22 protein-coding genes and 2 pseudogenes are annotated in these 26,558 nt (G+C 31.4%); 8 read left to right on the forward strand and 16 right to left on the reverse strand.

Annotated features, from left to right (window positions below; genetic code table 11):
- Positions 1-407: 407 nt before the first annotated feature.
- Both F0000_RS23515 and F0000_RS23520 read left to right on the forward strand, forming a co-directional pair.
- The gene (locus F0000_RS23515; protein WP_255452868.1) at positions 408-2,288 is read left to right on the forward strand and encodes an FAD-dependent oxidoreductase; all 1,881 of its coding nucleotides are present in this window, start codon (positions 408-410) and stop codon (positions 2,286-2,288) included.
- A 12-nt stretch (positions 2,289-2,300) separates the two neighbouring features.
- Positions 2,301-3,401: a hypothetical protein gene (locus tag F0000_RS23520; protein WP_149627176.1), complete on the forward strand. Its 1,101-nt coding sequence runs from the start codon at positions 2,301-2,303 to the stop codon at positions 3,399-3,401.
- A 624-nt stretch (positions 3,402-4,025) separates the two neighbouring features.
- On the opposite strand, the gene F0000_RS23525 is transcribed toward F0000_RS23520, so the two are convergent.
- Positions 4,026-4,553 (reverse strand): hypothetical protein, encoded by a 528-nt coding sequence (locus F0000_RS23525; RefSeq protein WP_149627177.1) that lies wholly within the window; start codon positions 4,551-4,553, stop codon positions 4,026-4,028.
- Positions 4,554-4,811: 258 nt separating this feature from the next.
- On the opposite strand from F0000_RS23525, the pseudogene F0000_RS23530 reads away from it, so the two are divergent.
- Positions 4,812-5,354, forward strand: a pseudogene (locus F0000_RS23530) (transposase).
- Between the two features lie 59 nt (positions 5,355-5,413).
- Here F0000_RS23530 and F0000_RS27940 read toward each other — a convergent pair.
- The 5 genes and pseudogenes from F0000_RS27940 to F0000_RS23545 all read right to left on the reverse strand — a co-directional run bounded on the left by F0000_RS27940 (position 5,414) and on the right by F0000_RS23545 (position 8,998).
- Entirely contained in the window at positions 5,414-5,557 is a 144-nt protein-coding gene (locus F0000_RS27940; RefSeq protein ID WP_188112247.1) for a hypothetical protein, read from the reverse strand.
- A gap of 162 nt (positions 5,558-5,719) precedes the next feature.
- Entirely contained in the window at positions 5,720-5,989 is a 270-nt protein-coding gene (locus tag F0000_RS28415; RefSeq protein ID WP_368668143.1) for a YitT family protein, read from the reverse strand.
- 18 nt (positions 5,990-6,007) lie between these two features.
- A pseudogene (locus F0000_RS28420) lies at positions 6,008-6,564 on the reverse strand (YitT family protein); the annotation flags it as partial.
- 339 nt (positions 6,565-6,903) lie between these two features.
- Complete coding sequence (locus F0000_RS23540; RefSeq protein WP_149627178.1) at positions 6,904-7,725, reverse strand: RsiV family protein; 822 nt, start codon at positions 7,723-7,725, stop codon at positions 6,904-6,906.
- Between the two features lie 358 nt (positions 7,726-8,083).
- Entirely contained in the window at positions 8,084-8,998 is a 915-nt protein-coding gene (locus tag F0000_RS23545) for a LysR family transcriptional regulator (RefSeq protein WP_149627179.1), read from the reverse strand.
- Positions 8,999-9,076: 78 nt separating this feature from the next.
- Between F0000_RS23545 and F0000_RS27945 the strand changes: the two genes are divergently transcribed.
- From F0000_RS27945 to F0000_RS23565, 5 genes are all read left to right on the forward strand, one after another.
- Complete coding sequence (locus F0000_RS27945) at positions 9,077-9,220, forward strand: hypothetical protein (protein ID WP_188112248.1); 144 nt, start codon at positions 9,077-9,079, stop codon at positions 9,218-9,220.
- Positions 9,221-9,368: 148 nt separating this feature from the next.
- Complete coding sequence (locus F0000_RS23550) at positions 9,369-10,334, forward strand: sodium-dependent bicarbonate transport family permease (protein ID WP_149627180.1); 966 nt, start codon at positions 9,369-9,371, stop codon at positions 10,332-10,334.
- Positions 10,335-10,426: 92 nt separating this feature from the next.
- Positions 10,427-10,738: a hypothetical protein gene (locus tag F0000_RS23555; RefSeq protein WP_149627181.1), complete on the forward strand. Its 312-nt coding sequence runs from the start codon at positions 10,427-10,429 to the stop codon at positions 10,736-10,738.
- A gap of 909 nt (positions 10,739-11,647) precedes the next feature.
- The gene (locus tag F0000_RS23560; RefSeq protein WP_149627182.1) at positions 11,648-11,893 is read left to right on the forward strand and encodes a hypothetical protein; all 246 of its coding nucleotides are present in this window, start codon (positions 11,648-11,650) and stop codon (positions 11,891-11,893) included.
- 986 nt (positions 11,894-12,879) lie between these two features.
- The gene (locus F0000_RS23565; RefSeq protein WP_188112249.1) at positions 12,880-14,613 is read left to right on the forward strand and encodes a hypothetical protein; all 1,734 of its coding nucleotides are present in this window, start codon (positions 12,880-12,882) and stop codon (positions 14,611-14,613) included.
- A 306-nt stretch (positions 14,614-14,919) separates the two neighbouring features.
- Here the strand turns inward: F0000_RS23565 and F0000_RS23570 are convergent, their stop codons facing one another.
- The 10 genes from F0000_RS23570 to F0000_RS23615 form a co-directional block, all read right to left on the reverse strand.
- Entirely contained in the window at positions 14,920-15,861 is a 942-nt protein-coding gene (locus F0000_RS23570; RefSeq protein ID WP_149627184.1) for a hypothetical protein, read from the reverse strand.
- 48 nt (positions 15,862-15,909) lie between these two features.
- A complete protein-coding gene (locus F0000_RS23575; protein WP_149627185.1) occupies positions 15,910-20,364 on the reverse strand; it encodes a T9SS type A sorting domain-containing protein in 4,455 nt (1,484 codons plus the stop codon).
- 1,473 nt (positions 20,365-21,837) lie between these two features.
- Positions 21,838-22,215, reverse strand: coding sequence for a DUF2200 domain-containing protein (locus F0000_RS23580; RefSeq protein ID WP_149627186.1), 378 nt, complete (start codon positions 22,213-22,215; stop codon positions 21,838-21,840).
- Positions 22,216-22,311: 96 nt separating this feature from the next.
- Positions 22,312-22,527 (reverse strand): GrpB family protein, encoded by a 216-nt coding sequence (locus F0000_RS28700; RefSeq protein ID WP_149627193.1) that lies wholly within the window; start codon positions 22,525-22,527, stop codon positions 22,312-22,314.
- A 143-nt stretch (positions 22,528-22,670) separates the two neighbouring features.
- Positions 22,671-23,018: a GrpB family protein gene (locus tag F0000_RS23590; protein ID WP_149627187.1), complete on the reverse strand. Its 348-nt coding sequence runs from the start codon at positions 23,016-23,018 to the stop codon at positions 22,671-22,673.
- A gap of 346 nt (positions 23,019-23,364) precedes the next feature.
- Entirely contained in the window at positions 23,365-24,159 is a 795-nt protein-coding gene (locus tag F0000_RS23595; protein ID WP_188112250.1) for an RNA polymerase sigma factor, read from the reverse strand.
- Positions 24,160-24,303: 144 nt separating this feature from the next.
- Positions 24,304-24,696 carry a DUF4440 domain-containing protein gene (locus F0000_RS23600; protein ID WP_188112251.1) on the reverse strand — a complete coding sequence of 131 codons (393 nt, stop codon included), beginning with the start codon at positions 24,694-24,696 and terminating at the stop codon, positions 24,304-24,306.
- Between the two features lie 368 nt (positions 24,697-25,064).
- Positions 25,065-25,517 (reverse strand): RDD family protein, encoded by a 453-nt coding sequence (locus F0000_RS23605; protein WP_149627190.1) that lies wholly within the window; start codon positions 25,515-25,517, stop codon positions 25,065-25,067.
- A gap of 174 nt (positions 25,518-25,691) precedes the next feature.
- Positions 25,692-25,946, reverse strand: a complete 255-nt coding sequence (locus F0000_RS23610; protein ID WP_149627191.1) for a hypothetical protein — start codon at positions 25,944-25,946, stop codon at positions 25,692-25,694.
- 176 nt (positions 25,947-26,122) lie between these two features.
- On the reverse strand, positions 26,123-26,383 hold the full coding sequence (locus F0000_RS23615) for a hypothetical protein (protein ID WP_149627192.1): 261 nt from the start codon (positions 26,381-26,383) through the stop codon (positions 26,123-26,125).
- Between the last annotated feature and the right edge of the window lie 175 nt (positions 26,384-26,558).

Here is a 26,558-nt window from a genome sequence, read left to right on the forward strand (position 1 = left end):
CTTTGAGTAAACAACAAGTGGATTCAATCCCCATAGAAGGTTAAAAAAAGAAAAAAAAACGCATAGTACAACAGCGGATTAAATCAAATTGCGCCTTTGGCTTAAATGATTTAATCCTATAATGTTGGCATTCATTCCCCACATAAGCACATACTGGGTAGATTCATGTTGAAGATATCTATCCTTCCAGAGCTGATTAATTACTGTTGCTAATGATAATATTTTCAGCTTTTTGATAGGGGTAATTGTTGAAGAAGCATTACGGATAAAAGGATTGAGAATAAAATTGACTAATTTTACTGTTAGTCAGAATTAATAATAGGATTATGAAAAGAAGAAAATTTTTCAATAATACAATTAAAGGTGTTTTAGGTGCAAGTATAATCCCGTTAACCAGCTTTTCGGATATGTCCGCACAATCAACAAATAATATAGATAATACAGAAACAGAAAAACCTTATGGAAATACCGACCCTAAGCAATGGCATCAAATGGGTACTGGTAAAAAACCTAGACCAGATAGGCGTAAAACGATAACCTATGATGTTGCCGTTATTGGTGGAGGAGCTGCAGGTATGTGTGCAGCTATTTCGGCTGCAAGAAATGGTGCTAAAGTTGTATTGGTACAAGATCGTCCAGTTTTAGGAGGTAATTCTTCAAGTGAAATTCGCGTACATTTAAACGGCGTTAATCATTTAAAAAATGGTCTACCTGAACGAGAAACAGGCATTATTGAAGAAATCTTATTACATAATCGTTTTCATAACCCACAAGATGCGTATCCCGTTTGGGATCATATTTTGTATGATTTCATTACTCGAGAAAAGAATCTGGATGTAAAACTGAATACCTCTGCAATAAGAGCTATTATGTCAGATGATGGTAAAATAAAAGCTGCCTATTGTTGGCAATCGACAACAGAAACTGAATTTACTATTGAAGCTGATTTATTTATTGACTGTTCTGGCGATGGTCTATTAGGAGCTACTGCAGGAGCCTTGTATCGAACTGGTAGAGAAGCCTCTTCAGAATTTAATGAAAAATATGCTCCTGAAAAAGCAGATGGTTGGCAGATGGGTTCTACTGTTCTTCTTGGATCAAAAGATATGGGACGTCCAATGCCTTTTGAAGCGCCACATTTTACAATAAAATATGATGCTAATAAATCTCATAAAGGAAGACAACTAAAACCATTTGAATTAGGGTTTTGGTGGGTCGAATTAGGGAGCGATAATGATATTATCGGTGAATTTGAGGATAATAAACATAAGCTCTTAGGTTATGCTTATGGAGTTTGGGATTACATGAAAAATTCAGGTGATTTTCCAGAAACCGAAAATTACGCTTTAGACTGGGTTTCTTCTTTACCGGGTAAACGTGAGAGTCGCCGATTTATTGGTGATTATATTCTTTGTGAACCTGATATGTTAGGTAATAAACAATTTTCAGATGCGGTAGCATTTGGAGGATGGTCATTAGATGAACACAACCCAGGTGGTATTGAAAATTTAAGTGAACCTCCAAGTTATTTTCATCAATATTTTGAAGAACCGTATCAAATTCCTTTTCGGTCATTATATTCTAAAAATGTACCTAACCTCTTATTTGCAGGTCGAAATATTAGTCAAACACATATTGCCCTGTCTTCTTCTCGTATTATGGCAACGTGTGCCTTAGAAGGACAAGCAGTCGGAACAGCAGCTGCTTTATGTACAAAAAAAAATGTGTTACCTCGTGAGTTAGGTCAAAAAAATATTACAGAATTACAAGAACAATTACTAAGAGATGATGCCTTTATTCCATATAGACCTGCAAATGACAAAAATAATTTGGTTAAAAAAGCAACATTAATATTTGCGTCAAGCACATCTTCGGGTGATCCTAAATTATTAAATGATGGATGGTCACGAGATTATGATAAAAAGGATCATCATTGGCAATCTGAAGGTTTACCAGCACAAGTACAAATCGAATGGGATGAACGCATTAGTATTTGTAAAATTGAAATCAAATGTGACACCAATGTTAAACGTAATATAATGCTACGTAGAGATAGCTTGGAAAATGATGTTTACACCACTCAAATTCCCAAAGAATTACTAAAATCACTAGATGTTGAAGCACGTGTAAATGGAAAGTGGGTAAAAGTTGGAACAATTGAAAAAAATAGAACCCGATTAATTAAGTTCCATTTTGAAAAAATTGAAACAACAGCTATTCGTATTAATTTAAAAGAGACCTATGGAAATAAAAATTGTAAATTATTTGAGGCTAGGTGTTACAGCTAAAAGGCCTTAGAAATGATAAACACTTTTAACATTCTAGTTGCAATCAACTTAAGCTTAATTTTTTTGAATGTATCTTTTACTAATGAAATAAAACATGATATTAAAGTCATACATAAAGGTGTTAGTTTAACAGAACCTATTGAATGTACATTAGTAGAAATTCAAAATGAAAATGGTAAACCACAAGAATTTTACATGGATGTTGAATCGGTGGTTTGTGGAGATAAACAATGTCGAATTGATATAGTGCGAATTTATTGGAACAAATTAGGACAATACAGTAGGCTTGAATTACCGGACAATGTAGAATTGGAAAAAGAAGAAGGAGAACACTTTTCAAGTTCAGATTACAACAAGTTAAATATCATTTTAAACGACGAGAATTCTCCCTTAAAAGATGTTTATAAAAGTGAAATTGTAAGTACAGTTGGTAGTGAAGGTGTAGATGCAATGACTGGTGCAACAGTCTTGGTAGAAAAATCAGCTTATGTTCAAGGTGCGGTATGGACATGTTACTCCCTTTGGCATTGGGTACATGGTGAAACCAAACAAATTATACGTGAAATCACAGGTAGATCATATTCTATATCAGAATTGCAAAGTTCATTACAGGGATCATATTATCAATACTTTGCAATTGAGCAATTAATAATAAAGAAAGATTTTTCTGAAAAAACAGTTGATGCAATTCTAAAAGTAATTGATGTTAATCCAATGTTGTTGAAATCAAGTTTGCCCTATTGGGAAATCACTCCAAATGAGATTTATATCAATACTATGCAGAGATTAATCCTCTCAGCTAATACGAACAATCGCCTATTGTGCTTCAATGCCATTTTACAAACTAAACAAAATCTACCTCCTGATTTTTTTAAAAAATTAAACGTGATAATACCCAAATTGACCTATCAAGAAATTGACTTATTTCTAAGAATTGTGATAGCAAAAGATGGAATAACACCAGAAGTAATTTCCCAGTTACTACCTTTGCTGGATAATGAGAATTTTTTGATTGCTCGCCGAGTATATTGGTTTTTGAATCAACAGGAGCTATCTGATTTCCAAAAATCTCAAATAAATGTATTCTACCAAAAGTGGAAAAATAGACTTTGAAAAGGTTGGATAATTTTAAATAAAGTTTAAGAAAAAAACACCCAACAATGTATAAAAACAATAGCCGAAATAGCAGTAAATTAAAGGGTTTTAGCTCGCTTCAACTTATTTGTAACTTGACAGGAAAGTGCCACGTAGTCGGCTATTATTCTTATACTAACCGTTAATCTAATTTGTCAAATTTTCGAATAAAACGTAATTGGACAAAGATTACTAGAACTCTTAAACAAAAGTCAATAAAAATAATCTTGTCATTATCTTAGCATGCAATCGGTAAGGCTTGATGCTCTTTTGCATATTCTGTAATTTCCTCTAAATATTGTGTTAAAAAGTTTGAACCGTGAATGCTTGGGGTCACGAATACCTTTGTAAATCATTTATTTACAAAGGTGTTTTTTTTATAGGGAAAGCAAAGAGGAAAGTTTTCTGTTTTTGGATACTTAAATTTTATTAGGTGTAAGTTAGTAAAAAAACTGATTTTAAATTAGAATTGTGTTAAACTTGCGATAAGGAATATTATTCAACACCACCAAGAAGTACGAAGCGATACCTAAATTTTAGAATTAGAAGGATTAAGGGGGATAATCTTTCGTGGTACTTCAAAGGGTACATTGTTGTAGCCAGTTATTTCTTCTTACTTTTTTTTATTTCAGAAGTAGAAACTTTTTCCTTTATATCTTCTCGTAGAATAGTTATTTTATGAGTGGATATTGTGATTGTTTCTTTTTTTGTTTCTGTTTCAATTATTAAAGGAACGTTAGATTGGATTTTAGAGTCATCCTTGATTATTTCAATTTTTTTTGCCTCAAACAAATTGGATTTTTTATTTTTTTTGCCAGTTATTTTTATGTAAACATTCTTTAAATCTTCACTTATTAGTTTTAGGTTATTTCTAATTTTATCGTAATCCTTAATAAATTGATAACCCGCACCTAAAATTATTCCAATTGAAATTGTCTCAATTATACACCCTCTTTTTGATTTAGCATTAATATAAAAATCAAAATCGAGTTGATATTTAGATAATTCATTTTTTACATCTGCCTCAAACGCACTTTCTAAATCGCTCAATAGTTTTTCATTAATTAATTGATTTTGACTATTTGCAACATTTATAAAAACGGAAATGGAACCTATAGGTATATAATTCATTTTTTTATTTTAATTCCCCACAACATTATAGGACATGTACCCTACACATCGCATACACCTAATTTACAAAAATTCAATAATTTAGGGGAAATTTCCTTTAATTTATTTCCTTTTACCCTTATATTTAGGTGTATGCGTACGAAGAAAATATTTCAAACTCATTAAAGGGAATAAATAGTAATAATTTATAGATTGATTCTCTCGCATTAATTTCACTTTTTCAGATATACTTAAATTTGAGGTTTCTAAATTAGTTCTATGTACAAGGACCATCGATATCCTGATATTATAATTCAAAATGCCTTATATTTCAAATTTCGATTTAGTTTAAGTTACCGTGATATTGAAGAGTTGATGTCTATTAGAGGTGTAAAAGTTGACCATTCTACAATCCAAGGTTGGGTCTTTAAGTTTTCTAAAGAAATAGACACAATATGAATACTCGTAAACGGCAGGTAACAGACCAGAAGTTCTTGGATAAAACTATAGGTAATAATGGAAAAACCAAGAATTATAAACATAGACAAAAGTGGAGCTAATATAGCTGGAATACGAATTTGGAATAAAAGAAGCTTTATTTTGAAAAAAATAAAAATTCGACGAGTCAAATATCTGAACAACAATGTAGAACAGGATCATCACAGTATAAAAAGGAGAATTGCCATCACCACAGGATTTAAAGAATTCGAATCAGCACAAAGAATACTTGCAGGAATAGAAATCATACACATGATTAGAAAAGAACCAATTTTGAACCCTAAAACTTCAACGTTCAAAACTTTTGGTTCTTTAGCTACCTAATCTATAGAAATGGGATAAAAAATTAGAGTATACTTATTAATGCGACAGAACCATAATTATCATCCTGTACTAATATTCTCTTTAGTGTAGTTTTTTCTTACAGTAGCACCCGACAGGTTTACATATGTAGTATTTCCAGAATACTGTTCGTTATATAAATCTAATACCTTTGCTATAGGATTGCTCTCTTTCAGGGAATTCATATGTTATATATACGACTCTACAATCTCGATAATTGGATCCGTTTTATCTGTTTTGTTTGCATATACAGAAGCACATAAGAATGTGATCATACATCCTATTAAAATATAAGGTTCTTTTCATAGTGTTTAAGTTTTTATGTTATTAAGCCTTTTAAGATATGGTTACTTATTTTTAGAAAGATACCTTCTTAAAATGCCTCCTTTAATATGGTTCACATCATACTCTATTACAAAAGCGTCGGAATCAATCTGATCAATAATTTTATTTATTTTGCCAATTTCAATACGGTTTATAATGGTGTGGATTACTTCAAAATTTTGTGTCTTTCCTTGATTTCCATAGCCGTGAACCTCAATAAACACGGTCATTCCTGATCCTAATTTAGTGGTAATCCCCTCTTTAATCTGATTATATTTCTTAGATACAATCATAATTCCAATAAAATTCTCGAATCCTTCTATAGTGAGATCTGTTATTTTTGCAGCTACCAAAAATGCTAGAATAGAATACATAGCCGTTTCCATTGAAACAACGATTGTAGTAATGGCAAAGAGTATACAATTAAAAAACAACGTCACTTTTCCAATGCTTATACCAAAATCTCTGATCCATCTAAGACGGCACCATTTTTTATGGTAATTCCTATTCCTAAACCCAGGAAAAGTCCTCCAAAAATTGAAGTCAATAATTTATCAGTGGTAACTACTCCAAAATTTTCAAAATGAATGAAGACTGCCAAGCTAATAATACTAACCAAAGACTTAAAAACCATATATTTGGATATCGTGAAATACGCTAAAATCAGAAAGGGAATACTAAGAATTATTAATACCACTGATATATTAATCTCAAACTGAGTATTGAGTAAAATAGCAATCCCAGTAACACCTCCATCTAAAAATCCATTAGGTAAAAGAAAAGCTTTTAGTCCGATGCTGGCTAATACTACTCCTAAAGCAATTTGTATATACTCATAAACACTTCGCATCATTTGATTTTTAGTCATATAAATTTTTACTTAAAATACAGTTATGTAGACTGCAATAACTTCTGACTGCTTTGGATCCATCTGTATGATAGGAATCGAATACAATACAGGCATATTAGAAGGATACATTTTTCTAAGACGATCATCTAAATTGTTAAACTGTAAGGATCTAATAATTCCAGAAATTACTGCTCTGTTTAATCTATTTGCTTGGTTTTTTACATTAATTTTAGCAATGCACAGTTTTTTATAATCGTGACTGTCAAGAGATACTTTCCTCTTAGTAAGAACCCGATAATTTCATCTGTTTGTGATCTAGTATTTGGAATGATACATATTTTTATCATAACTTGTGATTTAAGATTTAAAATAGGAGATCTCTGATTTTCCTGTTTTTAATATGGAGGATAATTCTTCTAATGGTATTTCTAGGAAATAATTCCCCGAATATGTTGGGCATACGGTACAGTCATCAAAGTAAAATTTTATGTGCTCCGAATTGACAACAAAATTGTTCTTAGATACCTCAAATTTATCTTTAGTAAACTCCCAACAATCATTAAAAGAGTCTTGTCCTCCAATACGTGCCTGCAATTCTTGATTTAGTTTGAATAGTAAGAACTTGTCGCTATTGTTCTCAAATAAATCGCTATAGGTGATAAATAGACCTGTTTTCAAATCGTAGTTTAAACCTTTGAACATAAAAGAGTTATGATGCTTTTCGTCATAATAATTTGTTTTGTATAATAGAACGCTTAGAAATTGATCATTCTTAGTATATATTTTGTAATCAATATTTCTTCGTTTTCTTTCAGCATCCTTAAACAAAGGGTCGCAGGATAAATCATTAGTATGAAGTACTTGCTGGATTGATTTTTCTGTTTTTAAATATGTTTTTTCTATATAGGAATTAAAACTACTGAACAAAGGGTTACATTCTTCATCGAGATAAGGATATTTATAATCAAGAATTAATGAATTTTCTTCCTTATGAAATTTTTGAGTGCTAATAAAACTATCTTGTAATGTAGGTTGTTTTGCTAACCAATAATTTGACTTATCATGTGATATTTGTATCGTTTTTGAATCTTGATAAATCATTCCAAAACGAGAATCATTTGATGCGGTATTACAAGATGTAAGGATAATAGCTAAAGAAATATAAATTAGTTTTTTCATCTTTTAAGGTTATTTGATATTCTTATTATTTTGAATCAAATTTCCATAAAATGTTTCATATATTTTTATTTATATTTTTCATAATTTACATAAAATAATTTTATGTAAAATAATCTTTATAAAAGTAGGAACAATCTATTGTTGAAATTGAATATTTGAATGAGTTTTTATAAGACATAAAATACATTTTACTCGATAATCGAGATTTAAATGCTCCGAGGCTTGCCTCGAAATCAACATGTTTTTTTCAATAAATGCCTCGTGGTCTTGCTCCGAGGTAGTTTACTCACAAAAAAAAGGGATAAAACGAAGGTGTTATATATGTAAAAGAAATTTAATGAAAAGTAATAATTGTTATTTAGTAGCTCTCAAACCTTTTTTTGATTATTATACTTTTTTCCTTTTTTAAATATTCAAGAAATGCTCTGGCAACTAAAGAGAATTTTTTATCCCTAAGCCAAATCATATTCCAGTTGGATTTGATAGGAAAACCTTTTATGGGAATAATCTGCAGACGTCCCGTTTTAAGTTCATTTCGTATGCCAATAAGAGGCATAATAGAATACCCCAGTCCCGCAATTACTGCTTGTTTTACAGCTTCATTAGAGGTTAGTTCCATTTTTTTACGTACGGGTAGGTTGTTCTTTTCAACAAACCTTTCCATAGTGTACCTGGTTCCGGATCCTTGTTCTCGATAGATTAAAGGAAGTCTTGCAAAAATTGATTTATCATATATATCTTTTTCGAATTTTTCATCTTTATTTCCTACTAAGTAAAGTTGATTCTCCATTAATTCAATTTTTTCTATTTGTAATTTATCTGGAAGAACAGATACTAATGAAAAATCCACAGTGTTTTTTTCTAAACTATTAATCACTTGTGACTTATTAGTAACATCAAGAATTAGCTCTACACCATCATGTTCCTTTATAAAATCAGATAAGAAATATGGCATAATATATTTACCTGTAGATACCACAGAAATTTTTAATACCCCAGATAGTTGTCCCTGATATGCTAAGGTTTTATGATTTATATCCTTTACTTCTTGTAAGATTTTCTCTGCGGCAATAGCAATTTCTTTTCCAAAATCTGTGACATATAACTTTCTTCCAATTACTTCAGTCAAAGGAATGGGAAATTGATTCTGAAAATTTCTTAATTGTATGGAAACCGCTGGCTGGGTTAGGTGTAACTCTTCAGAAGCTTTAGTGATGCTCTGTTTTTCAACTATTTTAGAGAAAATCTGTAATTGATGTAAGGTATAGTGCATAAAATAAATTTATATAATTCATTATAAATATAAATAAAAATATATGAAATAATACATACATCTTTGCAAAAAAAACTAATGAAAGATTTTAATCTAAAGAAAAAAGAATTACAAAAAGCAAAAGCGATCCCGTCATATTATGAAAGAAAAGCAGAATTAACTAAAACGATTAACTTAGTTTTAATTACCATCCTTTTTTCTTTTTCATCACACTTTCAATAAAAAGTAACCATCTTTTTTTAAAAGAAATTCTAGTGTATACGGCTATTATAAGTTTACTGTATATTCCACAATTTATGTATAAAAACAAGAAATAAACAACTACCGATTTTCAAATAAATCACTATAATAATAGCACATTAAAGGATATATGGATTTACATTTACTTATTGACAATCTAACCAATCCCGCATTACTTTTTTTCTTCTTAGGAGTAATTGCAGTTCAACTTAAAAGCGATCTTACTATTCCTGAAAACTCTTCAAAATTCATTTCATTGTACCTTTTACTTTCAATAGGATTTAAGGGCGGGCAAGAGCTGTCGCACAGTACATTTAATACAGAAATACTATGGTCATTACTGTTTGGTATATTTCTAGCCATATTCATTCCTGTATATACATACTTTATACTGAGAAGAAAATTCAGTATAGATAATGCAGGAGCTATTGCAGCATCTTATGGTTCTGTCAGCGCAGTAACGTTTGTGACAACCATATCCTTTTTAGAAATGGAACAGATTGCTTTTAGCGGACATATGGTTGCAGTAATGGCATTAATGGAAGCTCCTTCTATAATGGTAGGATTATTACTGATCACAATTTTCAAAAAAAATAAGGAAGAAGATAAAATCCCTATGAAAACGGTAGTCCATCACGCACTTACTAATGGTAGTGTATTACTAATTATAGGTAGCTTGATTGTAGGTTTACTTGCGAGTGAAGCACAAGCCGAAGGAATCAAACCTTTTACTACAGATATATTTAAAGGATTTCTAGCTGTATTTCTTCTCGATATGGGAATCACTAGTGGACGTAAACTTTCTGATTTTATTAAAAAAGGATGGTTTGCATTTCTATTCGCTATCATAGTACCTATTATTAATGGTTGTATTGTTGCGGTGGTAAGTGGCTTTTTTAGCTCTGGAGAAGGAAATAGACTTCTTTTTGCCATACTTGCTGCGAGTGCATCTTACATCGCTGTACCTGCCGCAATGAAACTCGCAGCTCCAAAAGCGAATCCTAGTCTTTATATTCCTATGGCGCTTGCGATCACTTTTCCCTTTAATATAACACTAGGAATGCCTCTGTACTTGTACATTGTGCGAATGTCATAACAATTTATTATGATTACTATAAAATATATAAATAAAAATATATAGGATATTAATTCAACCTTTGTAGCATAAATAAAAAATAATATAAAAATATGGAAGCCATAGTAAAAACGTCAAAAGAAGTGAAAACAGAGCAAAAAATAAACTTAATTGATGGCCGTTTTACAGCATCAGAAGCAGCGGATATTATTAACTCTGTACTTAATGTGAAAATTAATTTCCACAAACTAAACCGTTTATCAATCACTGAAGGGAATGTTACCGACAATTGCGAATATGATAGTGGAAGAATAGATGAATTATTGCGTGAGCAAATTACAGCTAAAGAATTCTTTGCTCAGGCAAGGTTAGAAGGAAAGAAACTTAAAATGAACAGTACAATCCATATTTCTGTTGAAGATTAGGTGTTGAAAGTATTCTAAATAATTGAAAATATAACATATAACTCAACTTCATTAATTGCAAATAGTGACTTTTATTTTAGAGTCGCTATTTTTTTATGGATGGAAACTAAATTACAAACTACGATCTCTGATGTTAGTAAGAAGGCATTATACTTCTTAAGAAAAGAGCTTGAATAGAGGTACTATATTCAGAAAAGAAAACCGTAGTACAGTAAACTATAATTTATAAATTCTGGAATCTTTTTTGAGTATCATACTTTTTTCCTTTTTCAAATATTCAAGAAAAAGAATAGCAACTAGTGAGATTTTTTTGTCATTAAGCCAGATCATATGTTATACGATTTGTGATTAAAAAATTCGTATAAATTCATTGAATTATTTTTTCTTTATGCAAGGCAAAAAAATCAAACATAGCTATAGCTACGGTTTATTTTTTAAACGAAGTAGAAAGGAAAAAGAAACGATGAATATGCGAAATTTTTAGTTATAAATCGTATTATACCATTTTTGACCAATTACTTCAGTTAAGAGAATCAGAAATTGATTCTGGAAACTTCTTACTTATTTTGCATGTTAATCTGATTGAGGTTCAACAACAAAGTTAGAGTGTTGATTTCGTAATGCAGATTATAAACATAAGGGTTATATAGAAGCAAGTGGTTGAATGAGATATAACTCTTCGGAATTTTTATGAATATTTCGGTTTTCAAACTTTTAGAAAAAACATATTCAATAGAATATATTTTTATATAGAAATTATTTATATAAACAATGAAAAATAGAAATAAAAATATATGAATCATATTTTTTAAATTAGCAGCAACGAAAAATGATTTTCGGGAAAAAAAGACAAGATGAAAAAGCTATATAATGTATTGATAATTTTCTCCTTTGCCACAACTATAACGTATGGTAACATATATACGAATGAGCTTAGAAGCTCTTATAAATGAATGGATAACCTTAACCTATTCTGTTTATATGGATATAATTATGAAGATAACTCCAACAACGATTTTATCAATAATTCTAACTCCAAAAATTATCTTTACTCTTTACTTAAGATCAAAAGAACAAATTCCTTTAGCACTTTTTGATCATAAAGTTAATAAGAGTATGTTTAAAAACCCTTCTGCCTGCTGGTCATTACTTTGACAACCTTGACTTTACTTCAAATAAGCAACATATCTCGATATGTCGTCGATTTGAAGTGTCGTCAGAACACCAAACTACTGACAATCAGTTTGCATTGTTTTTAAACATGCTCTAAGGAAATTAAAAAAATAAAGAGGCGACAAGATCATTTAAATGATTTATTAAAAAGAAAGCGATCACAATATCTATTGCATAAAGTTAGTGTATTCGGGCAATTAACAAGTCCTGTAAACACTGAAATAAATTATCATAAATCACACCCTCCGAGAATGGAAGGTATTGGTATAAGATTCCGATTTTAGGACTATAAGTAGTATTGAAAAAAATTAATAATTTATTAAGTAATGCTCTTATGACCTTCCCAAGCAGGCATTATAATGGCAGTATTAGAAATAAATCCAGACGTGTTTGAAACTAAAGTTGGCTGAAAAGTAAACAAGTTTCAAACAAAGTTTGGAGAGATGTGAAATGTCAAACGCATTTTTGTTTTCATATCCATTCGCTATTATAACAAGAATCGATTTTAGAAGTAAGTAATGGACTATTTCTTCAATTCACCATTCCATTATTTATGATTTTATTATAAATCCAATCTTGAAAATGGTGCTGTAAATGTGCTTTGAGTTTTCGTAGTTTGTAATTAAAAAGTTAATTCTTCTATTATTCAAATTAATCTCTTTAGCGAAGTCTCTATTTTTAATTCAGGTTTTTATCCAGCGATCTTGTTGTTCTGTAAAAGTTATTCATATTACTATAATTAGTATTTGATGCAAAATAGAGAAAAAATGCACCACTTAAATTTTTTTACCACCATATACAAGCAAATTTATTTTCTAATAGATTTAATAGTAAGTTTACTGTCTATAATGACTTAGTAATAAGCTACATTGCTCCATTTTAAGTTGTAAAATATTATAAAATAGCTTCTCTTAATTATGACAAAAATGTACCTTTATCACTTACTCTATATTCAAAAACCTAATGTCATGATTTTAATACCCCTCAAGCGTTTAGTACTGCAAATAAGTATTGCTCTTACTTTATTGCATAATACTACACTATACAGTCAACAATTAGATATTTCTACGCTCAATAAAGAACAATTAAAAAGTACGATAGATTCTGTAAGTTTCAAGGCAAAAAATTCAGGAGTGTTGCTCCAACTTTTAAAACGTTCTAAAGAACTTCAGGATTTTTCAGCGCAATATGATATTTTACATAAACTTGGGTCGTATTATTTTGTAAAAGCCGAAAAGGATAGTTCTCTATATTATTTTAATACTTCAGAATATATATATGAATCTGTTTCTTTAACAGAAAAGAGTATTGAAAAATTATATCTTGATAAAGGAAGAGTGTTAATGAGGATGGGTTTAATAAGTAGAGCTATAGAATATTTTACTAAGGCTTATGAGATATATTTAGAATCTGGAGATTATACAGCTGCTAATGGAAGTAAAATGAATATAAGTTTTTGTTATAGTGAACTGAAGGAGTATGATAAAAGTATAACGATAATTAAAGAGGTTTTGAATGATAGCAGTCATATTGATGATTTGATGAAAATGGGAGGTTATAATGGAATATCAATAGCTTATGATGAGCTTAAAGAGTATGATGAAGCAATAAAATGGGTGCGTAAGGGAATTGATATAGCTAATAGAAAAGAAAATTTTCCAGTACTTTCTATATTGTATTCTAACTTAGGACTGTACCATTCAGGAAAAAAAGAATACAAAAAAGCGCTGGAATATGGTTTTAAGGGACAAAAATTAGCCGATAGTATCGGTTATCATAGAAATGAAGGGATTGAAAATGGAAATTTAGGGGGGTATTATTTGGGTTTAGAGAAGTATGCTAAAGCCGAGGAATATCTAACTAAAGGAATCGAAGGAAATACAAATTATGATTCTTTAAAAGAAATATATACTAATTTTATTGAACTCTATCAACAACAAAATAAGCCAGAAAAAGAAATATCGATGTATGAGACGTATACATCATTATTAGACAGTGTCGCTATTCAAAAAGATATTGATTATATCAATACAGTTGATAAACAAAGGGAGTTAATTGAACAGGAATATAAAAACAAGGAACTGCTTGCAGAAAACAAATGGATTATAGAAAAGAATGCTAAACAAAAAATAGCGATCATTGGATTATTGATCATTGTAATCATCAGTTTATTATGTATCTATTTATTATACAAATACAAGAAGAATAGACAGGTGATTTCTGAATTGAAGTCAAGCGAAAAACAATTATTGGAAGAGCAGATTCGATTACGGGATAATGAGCTAGATGCATCGGCTATTGCTATAGCCCAGAGGGTAGAAGTGCTTAATACGATCAAAGAAGAGTTAGAAACAATAAAAGATGATAATCCTAAATTAGTACAGGTTAATAAAACAGTAAAAAATCTTATCCAATCCTCATCAGATATATCATTGGTAACCGATAGAATTGAGTCTCAATATCCCACATTGACTATAGAGCTTAAGAATAAGCATCCCGAACTTTCTGATACAGAGATCAGGTACTGTTTGCTTACTAAATTAAATTTATCTCTTAAAGAAACGGCCGCTATGCTAAATGTAACTCCGAATACTGTAAAAGTAACCAGAAGCAGGCTAAAAAAGAAAATGGATATTCATCAAGAAGTATCGTTTAAGGAGTATTTAGATAAAATTTGTGTTCATACAGTTGCATCTCTATAGGTCCTATGATGAGATCAATTATATGAGAATTAAAAAAAACCGTCTTTTCTATTTGAGAAAAGACGGTTTTTACCTCTTAGATTCATCTATGTAAACCTTCCTCTAGACGCTGCCTGGATCGTTATGTAAGAATAATTACGATTACTATCACCTTGGCAAGAGCCATACTTTGACCTTGTTTTTTACAGATGAGATTATTCAGATTAGCAGTTCAAATATCAGAAACCTTTTGTCAATATCTATTGAGTTTGTATCGAAGTTATTTGTAAAGCTATTTTCAAAATACGGAACGGATAAATATCATATTTACTCACTATCTTCAGGATAATATGTATTATAAATCAGATTATAAAGAGGGCTTGCAGGAAATTTAATATATCCACCTTCGGATACTTGATTCAAATCAACTATTGTCCCATTTGGTTTTGGAAAAGTTAATTGAAAATTCTCAGACCATAATGAGGTGCCATTCCTTAACCATTCAGGCCATTCGTAACCTCGATACGCTATATTTAATCCGGCAGAAGATTCAGGCATTCTATGGTTTAGTACTTGTCTAAAATAATTAGGAGGCGACCAGTTCTCGTGACTTTTTATAGGTTTGGCCACCAGACCAAAAATATGATCTCCTTCTGCAGTAAAGATGTTAAAGTCTTTTAAGAAATTATAACATCTGGCACAATAGGCTTTATCTACACCAATAATGATATTTAAATTTTTGGGAGCTGCATAAGCAGTAATATAATTTTCATAGATGGCTAAATATGAAATCATAGCCATCTCAGCATGGACTGCAAGCAGCCTAGCCGTAATTTGAAAACTAGTGCCCGTATATCTTCCAGGAAGTGGACAGTAATAAACATTATCATAAACATCTTCAAATTTTTTACTGACTTCTGTACCATAACCAGTAACAAAACGGAGTTCACTTGCCGTAAAGTGATTCTCACTTAATATCCTAAAGATTTGTTCTACACCTGTTTTATTTTTTACATGTGATGGTAGTGTAGCACCGCTTCCAGAAATGACAAATCTTTGCGTATTCGGAATTTGCATTATAGCGATTGTATTATACTGACGTGTATTGGTAGGAATTAACTTCCATATTTCTTTAGCGACATCGTCTAATTTTGTTTTTTGAGATTGTGGATACTCATAGTCCAATTGAGAAAAAACACTATGAGTAAAAAGTAAGGTAATACAAATTAGTAAACCTTTGATACGTATATAATTTATTAAAATTTTCATTGCTATAATATTTTAAATTTAAAACATTTTTTTTCTTAAAAACTAAGTTTATTGTTTAAGCACCTTTTGTAGATAGACGTCGTTATTTTGTAGTGCTTTGAAAATATAAAACCCATTCGGGAATGAACTTACATCTATTTCTAAACCAGTATCCATATGGGTATCATCATATTCAACTCGTTTTATTTCTACCCCTCTGATGTCATAGATCGAAATTTGAGCAGGAGCATCATTGTCTAATTTTATAGTAACACTACCTCCTGATGGATTTGGATATAGCATTAATTCAGAAGAAGAAACAATAGAATTATGAGTATTTGCTCTTACTAGATTTTTATTTTCAGGTTCTTTTAAAAGCACATTAATATCTTGGTTATCCATAGTTCTCACCTCGAGTGTACCCCAGACATGCACTCCTGCCGGGATAAACTGCACTAATTGATTTGCAACCAGAATTCGTTGCTCATACATATTTAATATTTGACCAAGATGGTTTGTTACCTGAACCTGTAGTCCGGTTTCTGCCAGCATCGGTTCCCATCCGTATTCTTTAGGAATATGAATACCTGCAGGAGCACCAATAATCATCTCACGCCCAATATTAGAACTCCCGTTAAACTTATCTTTCTCTACTATAGTGCACTCTTCTTCACTTTCCTCATACTTCCAATTCACTTGATTAACCACATTAGTCCCTGTAGAAAGACTCGGTAACAGATATTGTGTTTCTTGGCCAGTATGGACAGAATAAACAAACGGGAAGGATGTGAGTACCTCAGCCACACCAGCATTCACATTCGGAGTGTTTGTATAACTGTGTGTAATAAAATCAGACGAAATTTCATATGCTTTATAACCAATTACTACTGGAGCTGCTGCTTTTACCAAAGGCACCGTTTTTGTCGAACAATCTTCATCTTCATCTTCATCCTCTTCAACGGTCTCGGTTTTTATTATTGTTTTACCAGAAATTCCAAATTTATTTTTTGTATCAAGTTGTATATCAAAAGATTTAAGACCGCCATCTATTGGTTCAATTCTATAAACAGTATTTATCTCATCCATCAGTTTTGCCTGCATTATTCCGGCTGTATAGGGGGCATCAATCCCACCTGGATCAGTGATACTCCCATGTCCTAAAGAGCCTGCCGCTGTTATTTTAAAACCATCTCCTAAAAGATTCTTCCAATATCCCAGCCTTCCTGATGCTATTAGTAAGTGCGCATATTCATTGACATAAAATGTCATTCCTCTTTCATCTTCGGATATATCCGAGAGATCTATATTTTGATCATCTAATGGAGGCCAGAAAATTACATCTTCGTCGCGAACAATGTTAGGAAGGTCCTCTAATGCTATATATGTTGTTACTACTACTCCTACTACAGAAACTACTGCCAAAAATGCGCATAGAGGAGCTTCGACAACGCAGGTTGTGATTGCTACTCCAGCACCGCTCATTTCTATAAGTTCTCCTGCCGAAATACCTATTACTGTTCCGGCTAATGTTTTACGACGTATGGATGCTTCTTTGAATATTGGTAAATAATCCCAAGAAGAATCAGATGAAACATCTAAGGCTATTTCTGATGCGTGATGTAATTTATATAAGGATAATTTTATTAGGTCAGCATTATTTTCCTCTTCCAGACTATAATCGTAAAAAACTAGTTCAGCCGCATTTTCCAATATCAGTTCCGTAACGCCGTCTGTGGGGTTATTTGCAAAATGTGTCAAGGGAAAACCATCGGTATTATAGGATGCTGGTGCCAAAAAATAGTGATGATCTTCTGTTTCAACACTGGCATCAACAGTAAAATTGTCATAACCAAAACCAACTTTGAATCCTTCGGATATAAGGGAATTATCTATATTAGTAAGCTCCACATTATAGTCTAGCCAAATTGTATTATCTGTTATGGGTACTTCATTAAATTGTGCATAATGATGATCCTCATCAATATCCAGATCTGGCATTTCATGATCTATTTCTACTACCGTATCTTCGGAAAGCGTTTCTACATATTCCGCAAACTTTGTCAGATCTCCATAGAGCCCATCTTGTTTATTGGGGACCTCAAGGATGGTAAAATCAGCAAATCCAATGATTTCGTCACCTAGTTTATTGGCTTCAGCATTACTTCTATAGATTCCCCATTTTGGACGAACAAAACAGTCCGGATCATTCTCATCACCAGATAAGCCTGCACTTTTCCAGGTTTGTAAGCTATAGGATTCAAAAGTGAATATTGGATTGTCTATACTACCATTAATAGGATCATACACAAGCAATTCATAGCGTCCTTCATCAGAGATCCCAAAATGTACTTTTTCTACAAACTGAATCCATTTTCCCTTTAATAGATTAAGATCGATGACATCTACCGTTACTTGCGAGTATTTTAATCCTGCATAGCGCAGTCTCAACTCAGGGTTTGCATATTCTTCTCCTGTATCAGGGTCCACTTTTTTGCCATTGGCAGTGAGTGTAATAGTAGGCATACCGGCATGATCACCAGCCACAGGTTTGATTTGATGCAAGTGTGTAAATTTGTTAGATCCCTGAAAATCTGATGGTAATTTCATTTTCCAGGCATAGAAGTGTGTTTCTCCCTCAAGGCCTTTTTTATCTTCACCAGAATCTTCTTTGGTTTTAATCTCACATCGCATTCGGTCAGCATATTTAATAGTACGACAACGCTCTGTGTCTTCGTCCAGATGCGAGTGAAAATTAAATATATATTTACCCAACTCCGGATCTAAACTTTGATCGATATGTTTTTGATTTTCTGTCCAGGGGATATCTGTTAGGGTCGAATGATCACTACAATCCGAAAATTCTACCACACCAAACGTACCTGGAATTACTTCTCCATCTTCTTCAACAACATCAGAGTCTGATTCTAAAAAACTTCTGGATTCATATACGTCCGGGGCCAGGAGTTTACTATTGATTAGTTCATAAGTATCCCCATTAAGAAAAGAAGGATCCGCATATAAATAAGTTTGCTCATAACTTGCCCAATCTAGATCTCTTGGAGTTCCTTTGGGAGAAGATTTTAAGCCATATTGTGTTAGTTTTATATTATCGACGTAAAACTGTTGGTCATCGGTATCCGAGAAACACTGTATTTTTATTTGTGTTGTTGTCGTTAGCGCATTTGTATTTAGGATTACATCACTTGAATCATCATCCGTTGATAAAATATTACCCGGAATGTTTATGTTTATATCCTGACGTACCAGGTTCATAAAGTCCACACCATAGGTAAGTCTTTTTAAGAGTTTAAAGGTATATCCAGAATCTGTAGATATAGAGATATCTACATGATCAGGACCTTCTACATATACATCTACAGGTTCTCCTTTTATATCCGGTACTTGATCTTTATCTACGATATGATCATCAGTTACTTTCATATTGTAGGCTACGAATGAAAAACTCAGATCCAGATCTTCTATTCCGGTGAGATCTAGATTTTTGGTTACAATAGAAGAATAGGTGGGTTTTTGAAACCCTAGTTCCGCTCCATTTACTTCGTCATTGGCTCTTCCGGAAAAGAAATTTCGCATACCAACCCCAAACCCGCCTAAGTCTCCATTATCATCTACTGACAGATAATCAGTAATATATACATTGCGACCGCCATCTTGCCAAATTCCCCAATCAGCTAATGAAGAAAATCCTTGAAAATCTTCCTCTACAACTGCCTTTGTATTTTTAGGATCAGAAATGGCTACTACAGTATCAGCAGAAAGTGCTGGTTGACCGCTGGTTAGCATCTTTAGTTCGTCTAGATACAATTTAGTGGGTTTATTGACGTCTAAAAAATTACTTTGAATTCTGATAACCGTCATATTTGAGAACATTGAAGAAGGTAATGGAACTGTTTTAGTAGACCAATAGTCTTTTAATAGATCGTCAATATAATCTCTATTAGCCATTATAAGGTATGTATCCGCACAATCTGCTTTACAAAGTGTTAAGGGCAAACCACCAAGTGGAAAAACATCTTTACATCCAGCTTCACACTCTGAAACGAAAGCGGCCTTTGTAGATTTTATAATAGTTTCATTGGCCAAATCATACGTTCTTACTCTTTGAAAAGTCTCTCCTCCATCAGATGATATTTCGATAAAAAAGGTACCGGGTTCATCAAAATTTCCAGGAGAATTAGTTATCAGATATTTAAAATCTAATGATGCGCTAGATATTCCTGTTAGATCGATGGGTACCGTATATATAGATGCGTAATTAGGTTTGTCTGGGTCAGGACTCTTGGTAATTGCAAAACTTTGTGCTCCATCATACTTCTCAGAAGTTACAGTATACGCGTCAGAACCGCCATCTATCCATATTCCATAATGTTCTTGTTCTTTGCCATCCGGTCCAATTACGGTTTCAGGGGTTTCAAAACTTTCATTTGAAAAAATGAGTTGTGCATTACTCATGAAATAACTACATAAGCAGAAACCAAATAGTATTAATTTTAAATTTTTCATTATATGAGTTTTATAGAATCAATCTTATAAATGGCTTAGTACAGTATTATTTACAGTAATGAAGAACATTTTTCATGATTGATTTGTGATTTATAATCTGTCAGTGAATCTAGTGACCGCTTTGTTTTTTTAACGAAATTTATCTTTGGTGTTAAATTCACGGATTTTTTTGTTGGGATACCTGGCTTTTATGAGATTTTTTTGGAAACCAGGATTTGAAATCAGTATATTAAGTTTGATCCAAAAAAATAAAGTTTAATTTAATTTTTCATGTGTAAAAGGTTTTAAGTACGTTTTAATTTTTTTCTAGTATATATGTTGATATCTATACCTTTTTGAATTTGGTGTACATTCAAATTATAACTGGTATTGTGTTCTTTAAGAACCTGAACTATTATTTTATTTGGAGTATGTTTAAAAAGAATACAAATTGAAAATCAATAGTTTGAGGTTCTGAGTACACTTCAAATTATGAGTATATCGAGATATTTACATTATTTGAAGTAACCTCACGGTTCTTAAAATATTTATTTTCAAGAAGTAAGGTTTTTAAACAAGCTCTTAGTTCAGGTTTATCGAGGTCTTTATTTCTTTAAGAATTTCGCTTCAGTTGGCTTTGTTCTGTAAAATTGAATATTTTTTAGTTTCTAATTCTAAGTTATAGGTTAGCAAAAGGTTAATGTAGATGCTAAAAGAGGTTAATAAAAGGTATATATTTAATTGACAAACAGAAAGTTATGTTTTATCGATATTTTTTTTACGGGAATACAGTTGTTTTGGAGCTTTTTTTTCGGAGATTTATTTTATACCATTTCTACCTTAAAATTACCTACTAAAATTTGTTCTTTTCCATCTTATGCTTCAAAATAAAAATGAGCTTTGTACTTTTTATCTCTTTTGTATTCAAAAAAGCTTTTAATTAACCCGTTGAGCATTGAGGCATTTTTGGGATAAGATTCGTCAGTTCGCGCGCTTTGACTACAGGAGAAGTGTATCGAGAATAGAATTTTAATCAAAAAAGCTGTTCTCGATACATGTTGTTTTCATTTCATTTAGACAGAAGATTACCATTGACGTTTTTTACCATATTTATTTCTAAATGCAGAACAGCTTTTAAGTATACTATTAGCGATTTCATGGCTTCACCAGCGAACACATCGCTTCATTAGTCTGTTTTTAAAGAAGTAAAAGTAAAATTACACCCGGCTGGCTGGTTCAAACATTAGAAAAAGAGTATCAGGAAGATGTTTATACTTTTGATACCTTAGTCGATTATAATATTTATAAAGACGCGCTTACTCAGGTAGTAATATCAAAAAATATTGATCTGATTTTACATATAATGTTAACATTTTTTATTCTGTAATGGACTTTGAATTTCCGCAACGTTTCTACCACTTATCAAACTGGCTCAAGTCAGTTAAAGGTTCTGTGAGAGGTTTTGAGGTGAGATTCCCCTTTGTCTACTCGACTCTATTTTTTTTCTTCCCGTAAAATTTTCTCCATTTTACGACCTCTTGCTAATTCATCAATCAGCTTTTCCATACGTCTACATTGTTTATATAATTCAAATTCATCCTCTATTTCTTCAATTCGATAACCACAAACAACGCCTTTAATCAAGTGTGCGTTTGGATGTATTTTAGCTTTTTTAAAAAATGTTCCAAAAGTTGCTTTTTCATCAATAAGTGCTTGTAAAGCATCTTGATCAAAACCAGTAAACCATTTAATTACTTGATTGAGTTCTTCTTTTGTTCTACCGTTTTTTACCAATCTATTTAGGTAAAGCGGATAAATGGATGCAAAAATCATATTGGCAACCTTTTCATTTTTTTCGATTGTAACTTTCATTTTTATTTGATTTTGAATTGATTGGTGCTAACGCCAAATATATGAATCGGAGCAAGCCTAAACCAATTAATCTATCTGCGCATTTTTACTTTTTGTTTAATTTATAAAAATTTGGCGGCATCGCAAAAAGGAAATGACCTTTTGATCTAGCACTAACTTTGCTCTGATTTTATATGATGTTACAAGCAGGCTTTTTTTTGCAGCTTCTGTAATTTCTTTTACAAACTCTGTTTTTCCAATTCTATATTCAATTCGATTTTTGGAATATTTTTCAGCAAGTTTACATTTTAACTTTTCGTATTTTTTAATAATCGAAGGGTTTAGCTTAGAGTATGTTTAAAAACCCTTCTGCCTGCTGGTCATTACTTTGACAACCTTGACTTTACTTCAAATAAGCAACATATCTCGATATGTCGTCGATTTGAAGTGTCGTCAGAACACCAAACTACTGACAATCAGTTTGCATTGTTTTTAAACATGCTCTTAAGGTAATCTCTGAAATAAATTCTATCCCATAATTCTGGGTGATTTCCGATTTTCATATGGGCAAAGAATTTTTGAGATTTCTTTCCGTCTGTATGAAATCCTTTTACAAATATCATATAGTCTATTCCAAATCCTGGTTGTCGAAAAAATTGATATCCTAAATCCACCATTTTAGTAATAGTGTTTTGATCAAAAAGAAGGTGATTTGGGATTTCAATTAGAATATCAACAATATCCTTAGCTTTTAAATTGGGTATTGAAGTACTCCCAAAATGCTCTATTCTAAGAACCGTTTCATTTCCTAATTTATTTTCGATTAGCTTTTTTTCGGATTAAAAAACTGAACTCCAATTCGAGTTATAGGTTTTCATTTCAATAGGGAAAAGTTCTCCCCATTTCTCAGCACTCAACTCTTCTAGTTTTTTATTCATTTAACTTAGTTATAATTTACTACAACGTCTCGTATAAAAAACGTAAGGCAGGAGATAAGCGATACGCTTCGGATTGATACTAAGTTAAATATAAATATTTTGCTTTTATCTTTTTCTTGAAAATGCCAAATTTTATAGTTGGCGACTTAACAAATTAGTCCAAGCCTTTCGAGCTATCACAAACTGCCCCATGTTTTTTAGGATACATTGTTAGGTTTTCGTACTTTATATTTTAGTCGAAATTGAATGTTTCTTTTATTGTCTCTGAGGAAAGCAATTTTTTTATTGATTCTAACTTATCAGGACTTTGTAAAAATGGGTGTTCTTGAAATATTTTTTGATATTCAGAGATTACCTGGTCTTTATAAATTTCTACTTTTTCATCAATTACCTTATTGATACTGGTAATTGTATCTTTCTGAAAATGTAAGTTCACAGGGTCTACAAATCCCATTTTTATAAACCCTGCTGTTTTTCTTGCACAACGACAAGGATTATTTTTATTTATAAGACCACATTTATTATCCATAAAATTATATAGTTGCTTTTTTGCTCTATATAGTTTCACTCTAAAGTTTTCTTTTGTGATTTTCATTATTTCACTACCAATAATGTCTGTAAACTCAAATAATTCTCCAATTATATAAATCATTCGTTGCTCTCGGTCTAAACACAACAACATTCCTTTCATACAACTAATTTTAGCTTCTTTTACTAAAAGTTTATCTTCAACTTCGTATGAATAATCAGAAAGGGATTCGTTTGGTAATTGGTCAAGCCCTTGTCCGAATTGTTCAAATGTTGTGGCGTTGGTTTCGTATTTCCCCCTTTTCATATTCAAAAAATGGTTTTTTATAATACGATGCACCCAAGTTCTAAAAGTACTTTTTTGCTTAAATGAATCTAACTTTGTAATTATTTTTATTAAAACCTCCTGTGTTAAATCGGCAGCTTCATCTTTGTCGCCTACAAATGTTAAGGCAATATTGTAAATCCAATCTTGATGTTTTTTAATGATATTTTCCAATGCCACCTTGTTTCCTGCAAGAGATTGTTCAATTAAAAAAGTATCAGAAGTTTTAATATCTGTTAGCTTTTTAGTCATTTTGTAGTAATATTAAACATCATATTGTCTTTAGTTATGCAGGGACAATATGATGTCAGAGTTAGATTATTTGTTCGTTAAAAAATTCCCGTATGGATTGTCTAAAATCATCAACCATTTTCCATCTTCTTGTTTTCTTAAAACGGCAATTGATAATCCACTTTGCTTAATTACCGTTTCATCTGGAGCTTTTCCAGTCATTTTCCAAGGTGCTATATGAGTTGCAATATTCCCTGTAATAAAAACTTCGTGTCCGCTATAAGTAAATATAGGGTTTACCATAGACATTCCTGTAAACATTTCTTTTAAGACATTTTCGTCAGATATTGGCGATTCAGGTTCAAATACAACCGTTGCCTTAGGTTCGTAACAAGCCATAACAGCATCTATGTCTTTGTTTTGAAATGCTTCTGTCATTTTTTGGATTGCATTTAATACATTTTGTTGTTCTTCGGTCATCTTTTTTGTTTTAATTGTTTGAGCGTTAGTAATGAATGAGGTTATACATAATAGTATAATCATTAGTAATTTCGATTGTGTTTTGTAAGTCATAAAGCTTCTTTTTGTTAATAATATACTTGCTTTATGATTTAGACACAGTCGAAAGATGACTGTTACAGTAGATGTGAATTTATTTTGAAAATGGTGGTAGTTTTGGTACGCACTACAACGTTTAATATATGTGTCGTATCAGGGCAAAATGTTACCTTGCTTTTCGATTTTTTTTGCGTATTGACTGCTAACTTTAAAATTGAGTAAGCATTGCGCCTTCATAAACATACAACAACCAATCGATTGATTACATAGTTGTTACCATACGTTTTTATTTATTCAGCTTTTTTCAGGTCTTTCATTTTCACAACTATAGTCCTTCCACATATATCACCAACTCTTTGATTTTTTTCAGAACTATTTATTGTTATAATTCCAACTAATCCAAACAAAAACATATCAATAGGGTCTAATAAATGTCTTTTTAAAGATTCTCCGAATGTCAATTTTCGATTTTTTCCACTGATTGGAATTGCTTTTAATCCAACCAAAGAATTCCCAACCGTTCCACCCAATCCACTTTCAAATAGAACTGTCATAACAAACCAAAAAAGAATAGGAATTAATACAGGAGCACCAGTCAATTCATAAACCCCTTCATTATTTTGTTCTCCCAGTATGAAAATTAATAAAAATGTAAAAGAATAAATAATTCCATAATCTATGATTCCAGCAAAGATTCGACTTCCGATATTAGATTCTGTTTTTGTATTTGTTAGTTGCGTCATTCAGTTTTTTTAATGTATGGTAATGTTTACTGTTGGTAAGTGGCGCGTTAAAACTCTATAACTATTGGTGAGGCAATGTTTTTTAAGAAAAAGCAGTTTTTTCTAGGCTTTGAGCTTTGTAGCCATTAATTATACAGATTGTTATAAGCCGTTGCTCTAGTTTTTCTTTTTTAATTACGTCTCAATTTTTGTTAATCTTTCTGCTAACGATTTTAAAACTTTATTTTCCTTTTCAAGTTTCTCAATCTTAGAGTACTGTTTTTCCATAGACTTTATTTTCTTTTCCTGCTCAATAGTATATAAAGTCAATTCTTCAATTTTTTGTAATAGCTTAGCATCCATCTCTCCTAAAAAGAAACCATTTTTTTCTACATCTTTTGCGTTTGGAATATCTTTTAAATGACCTTTCTCTTTAATATGGTTTTCCACTTCTAGAAGAGTAGGTAATGTATAATTATTATAAAAAACAAAATCAGACCAACCATTAGCTTCAACTTTTATTTCTCTTGCACCAATTGACCCTTCTACAGCTAATTTATGATTACCAGTGGTTGCTGTTCCTATTGCAACATTTCCTTTAAAGTTAGCACTTTTATCAGAACCTTTTAAATTAAAACATCCCCAGTGTTATGCGCTCCACCAATACCAAATTTTATCAACCCATTACTATTACCATTTGTAAAATATAAATTACCTCTATTTCCCATAATACCATATCCGCTAATTTTTAATTGGTCAGTTGATGCTATGGTATTTGAGTTATCAACTCCGTTAATATATAAATGTGTATTAATTTGATCCTGTGCGCTAATTCTCAAACCTATTCCCATCATAGCAATGACAGCAATTTTAATTTTTGTTTTCATAATAATTTATATTTATAATTGATTTTAATTTGTTTTTTTCAGCCTGCACAACATTATAGGATTAAATCATTTAAGCCAAAGGCGCAATTTGATTTAATCCGCTGTTGTACTATGCGTTTTTTTTTCTTTTTTTAACCTTCTATGGGGATTGAATCCACTTGTTGTTTACTCAAAG

Origin of the sequence: Aquimarina sp. RZ0, assembly GCF_008370685.1 — a bacterium.
GTDB lineage: Bacteria > Bacteroidota > Bacteroidia > Flavobacteriales > Flavobacteriaceae > Aquimarina.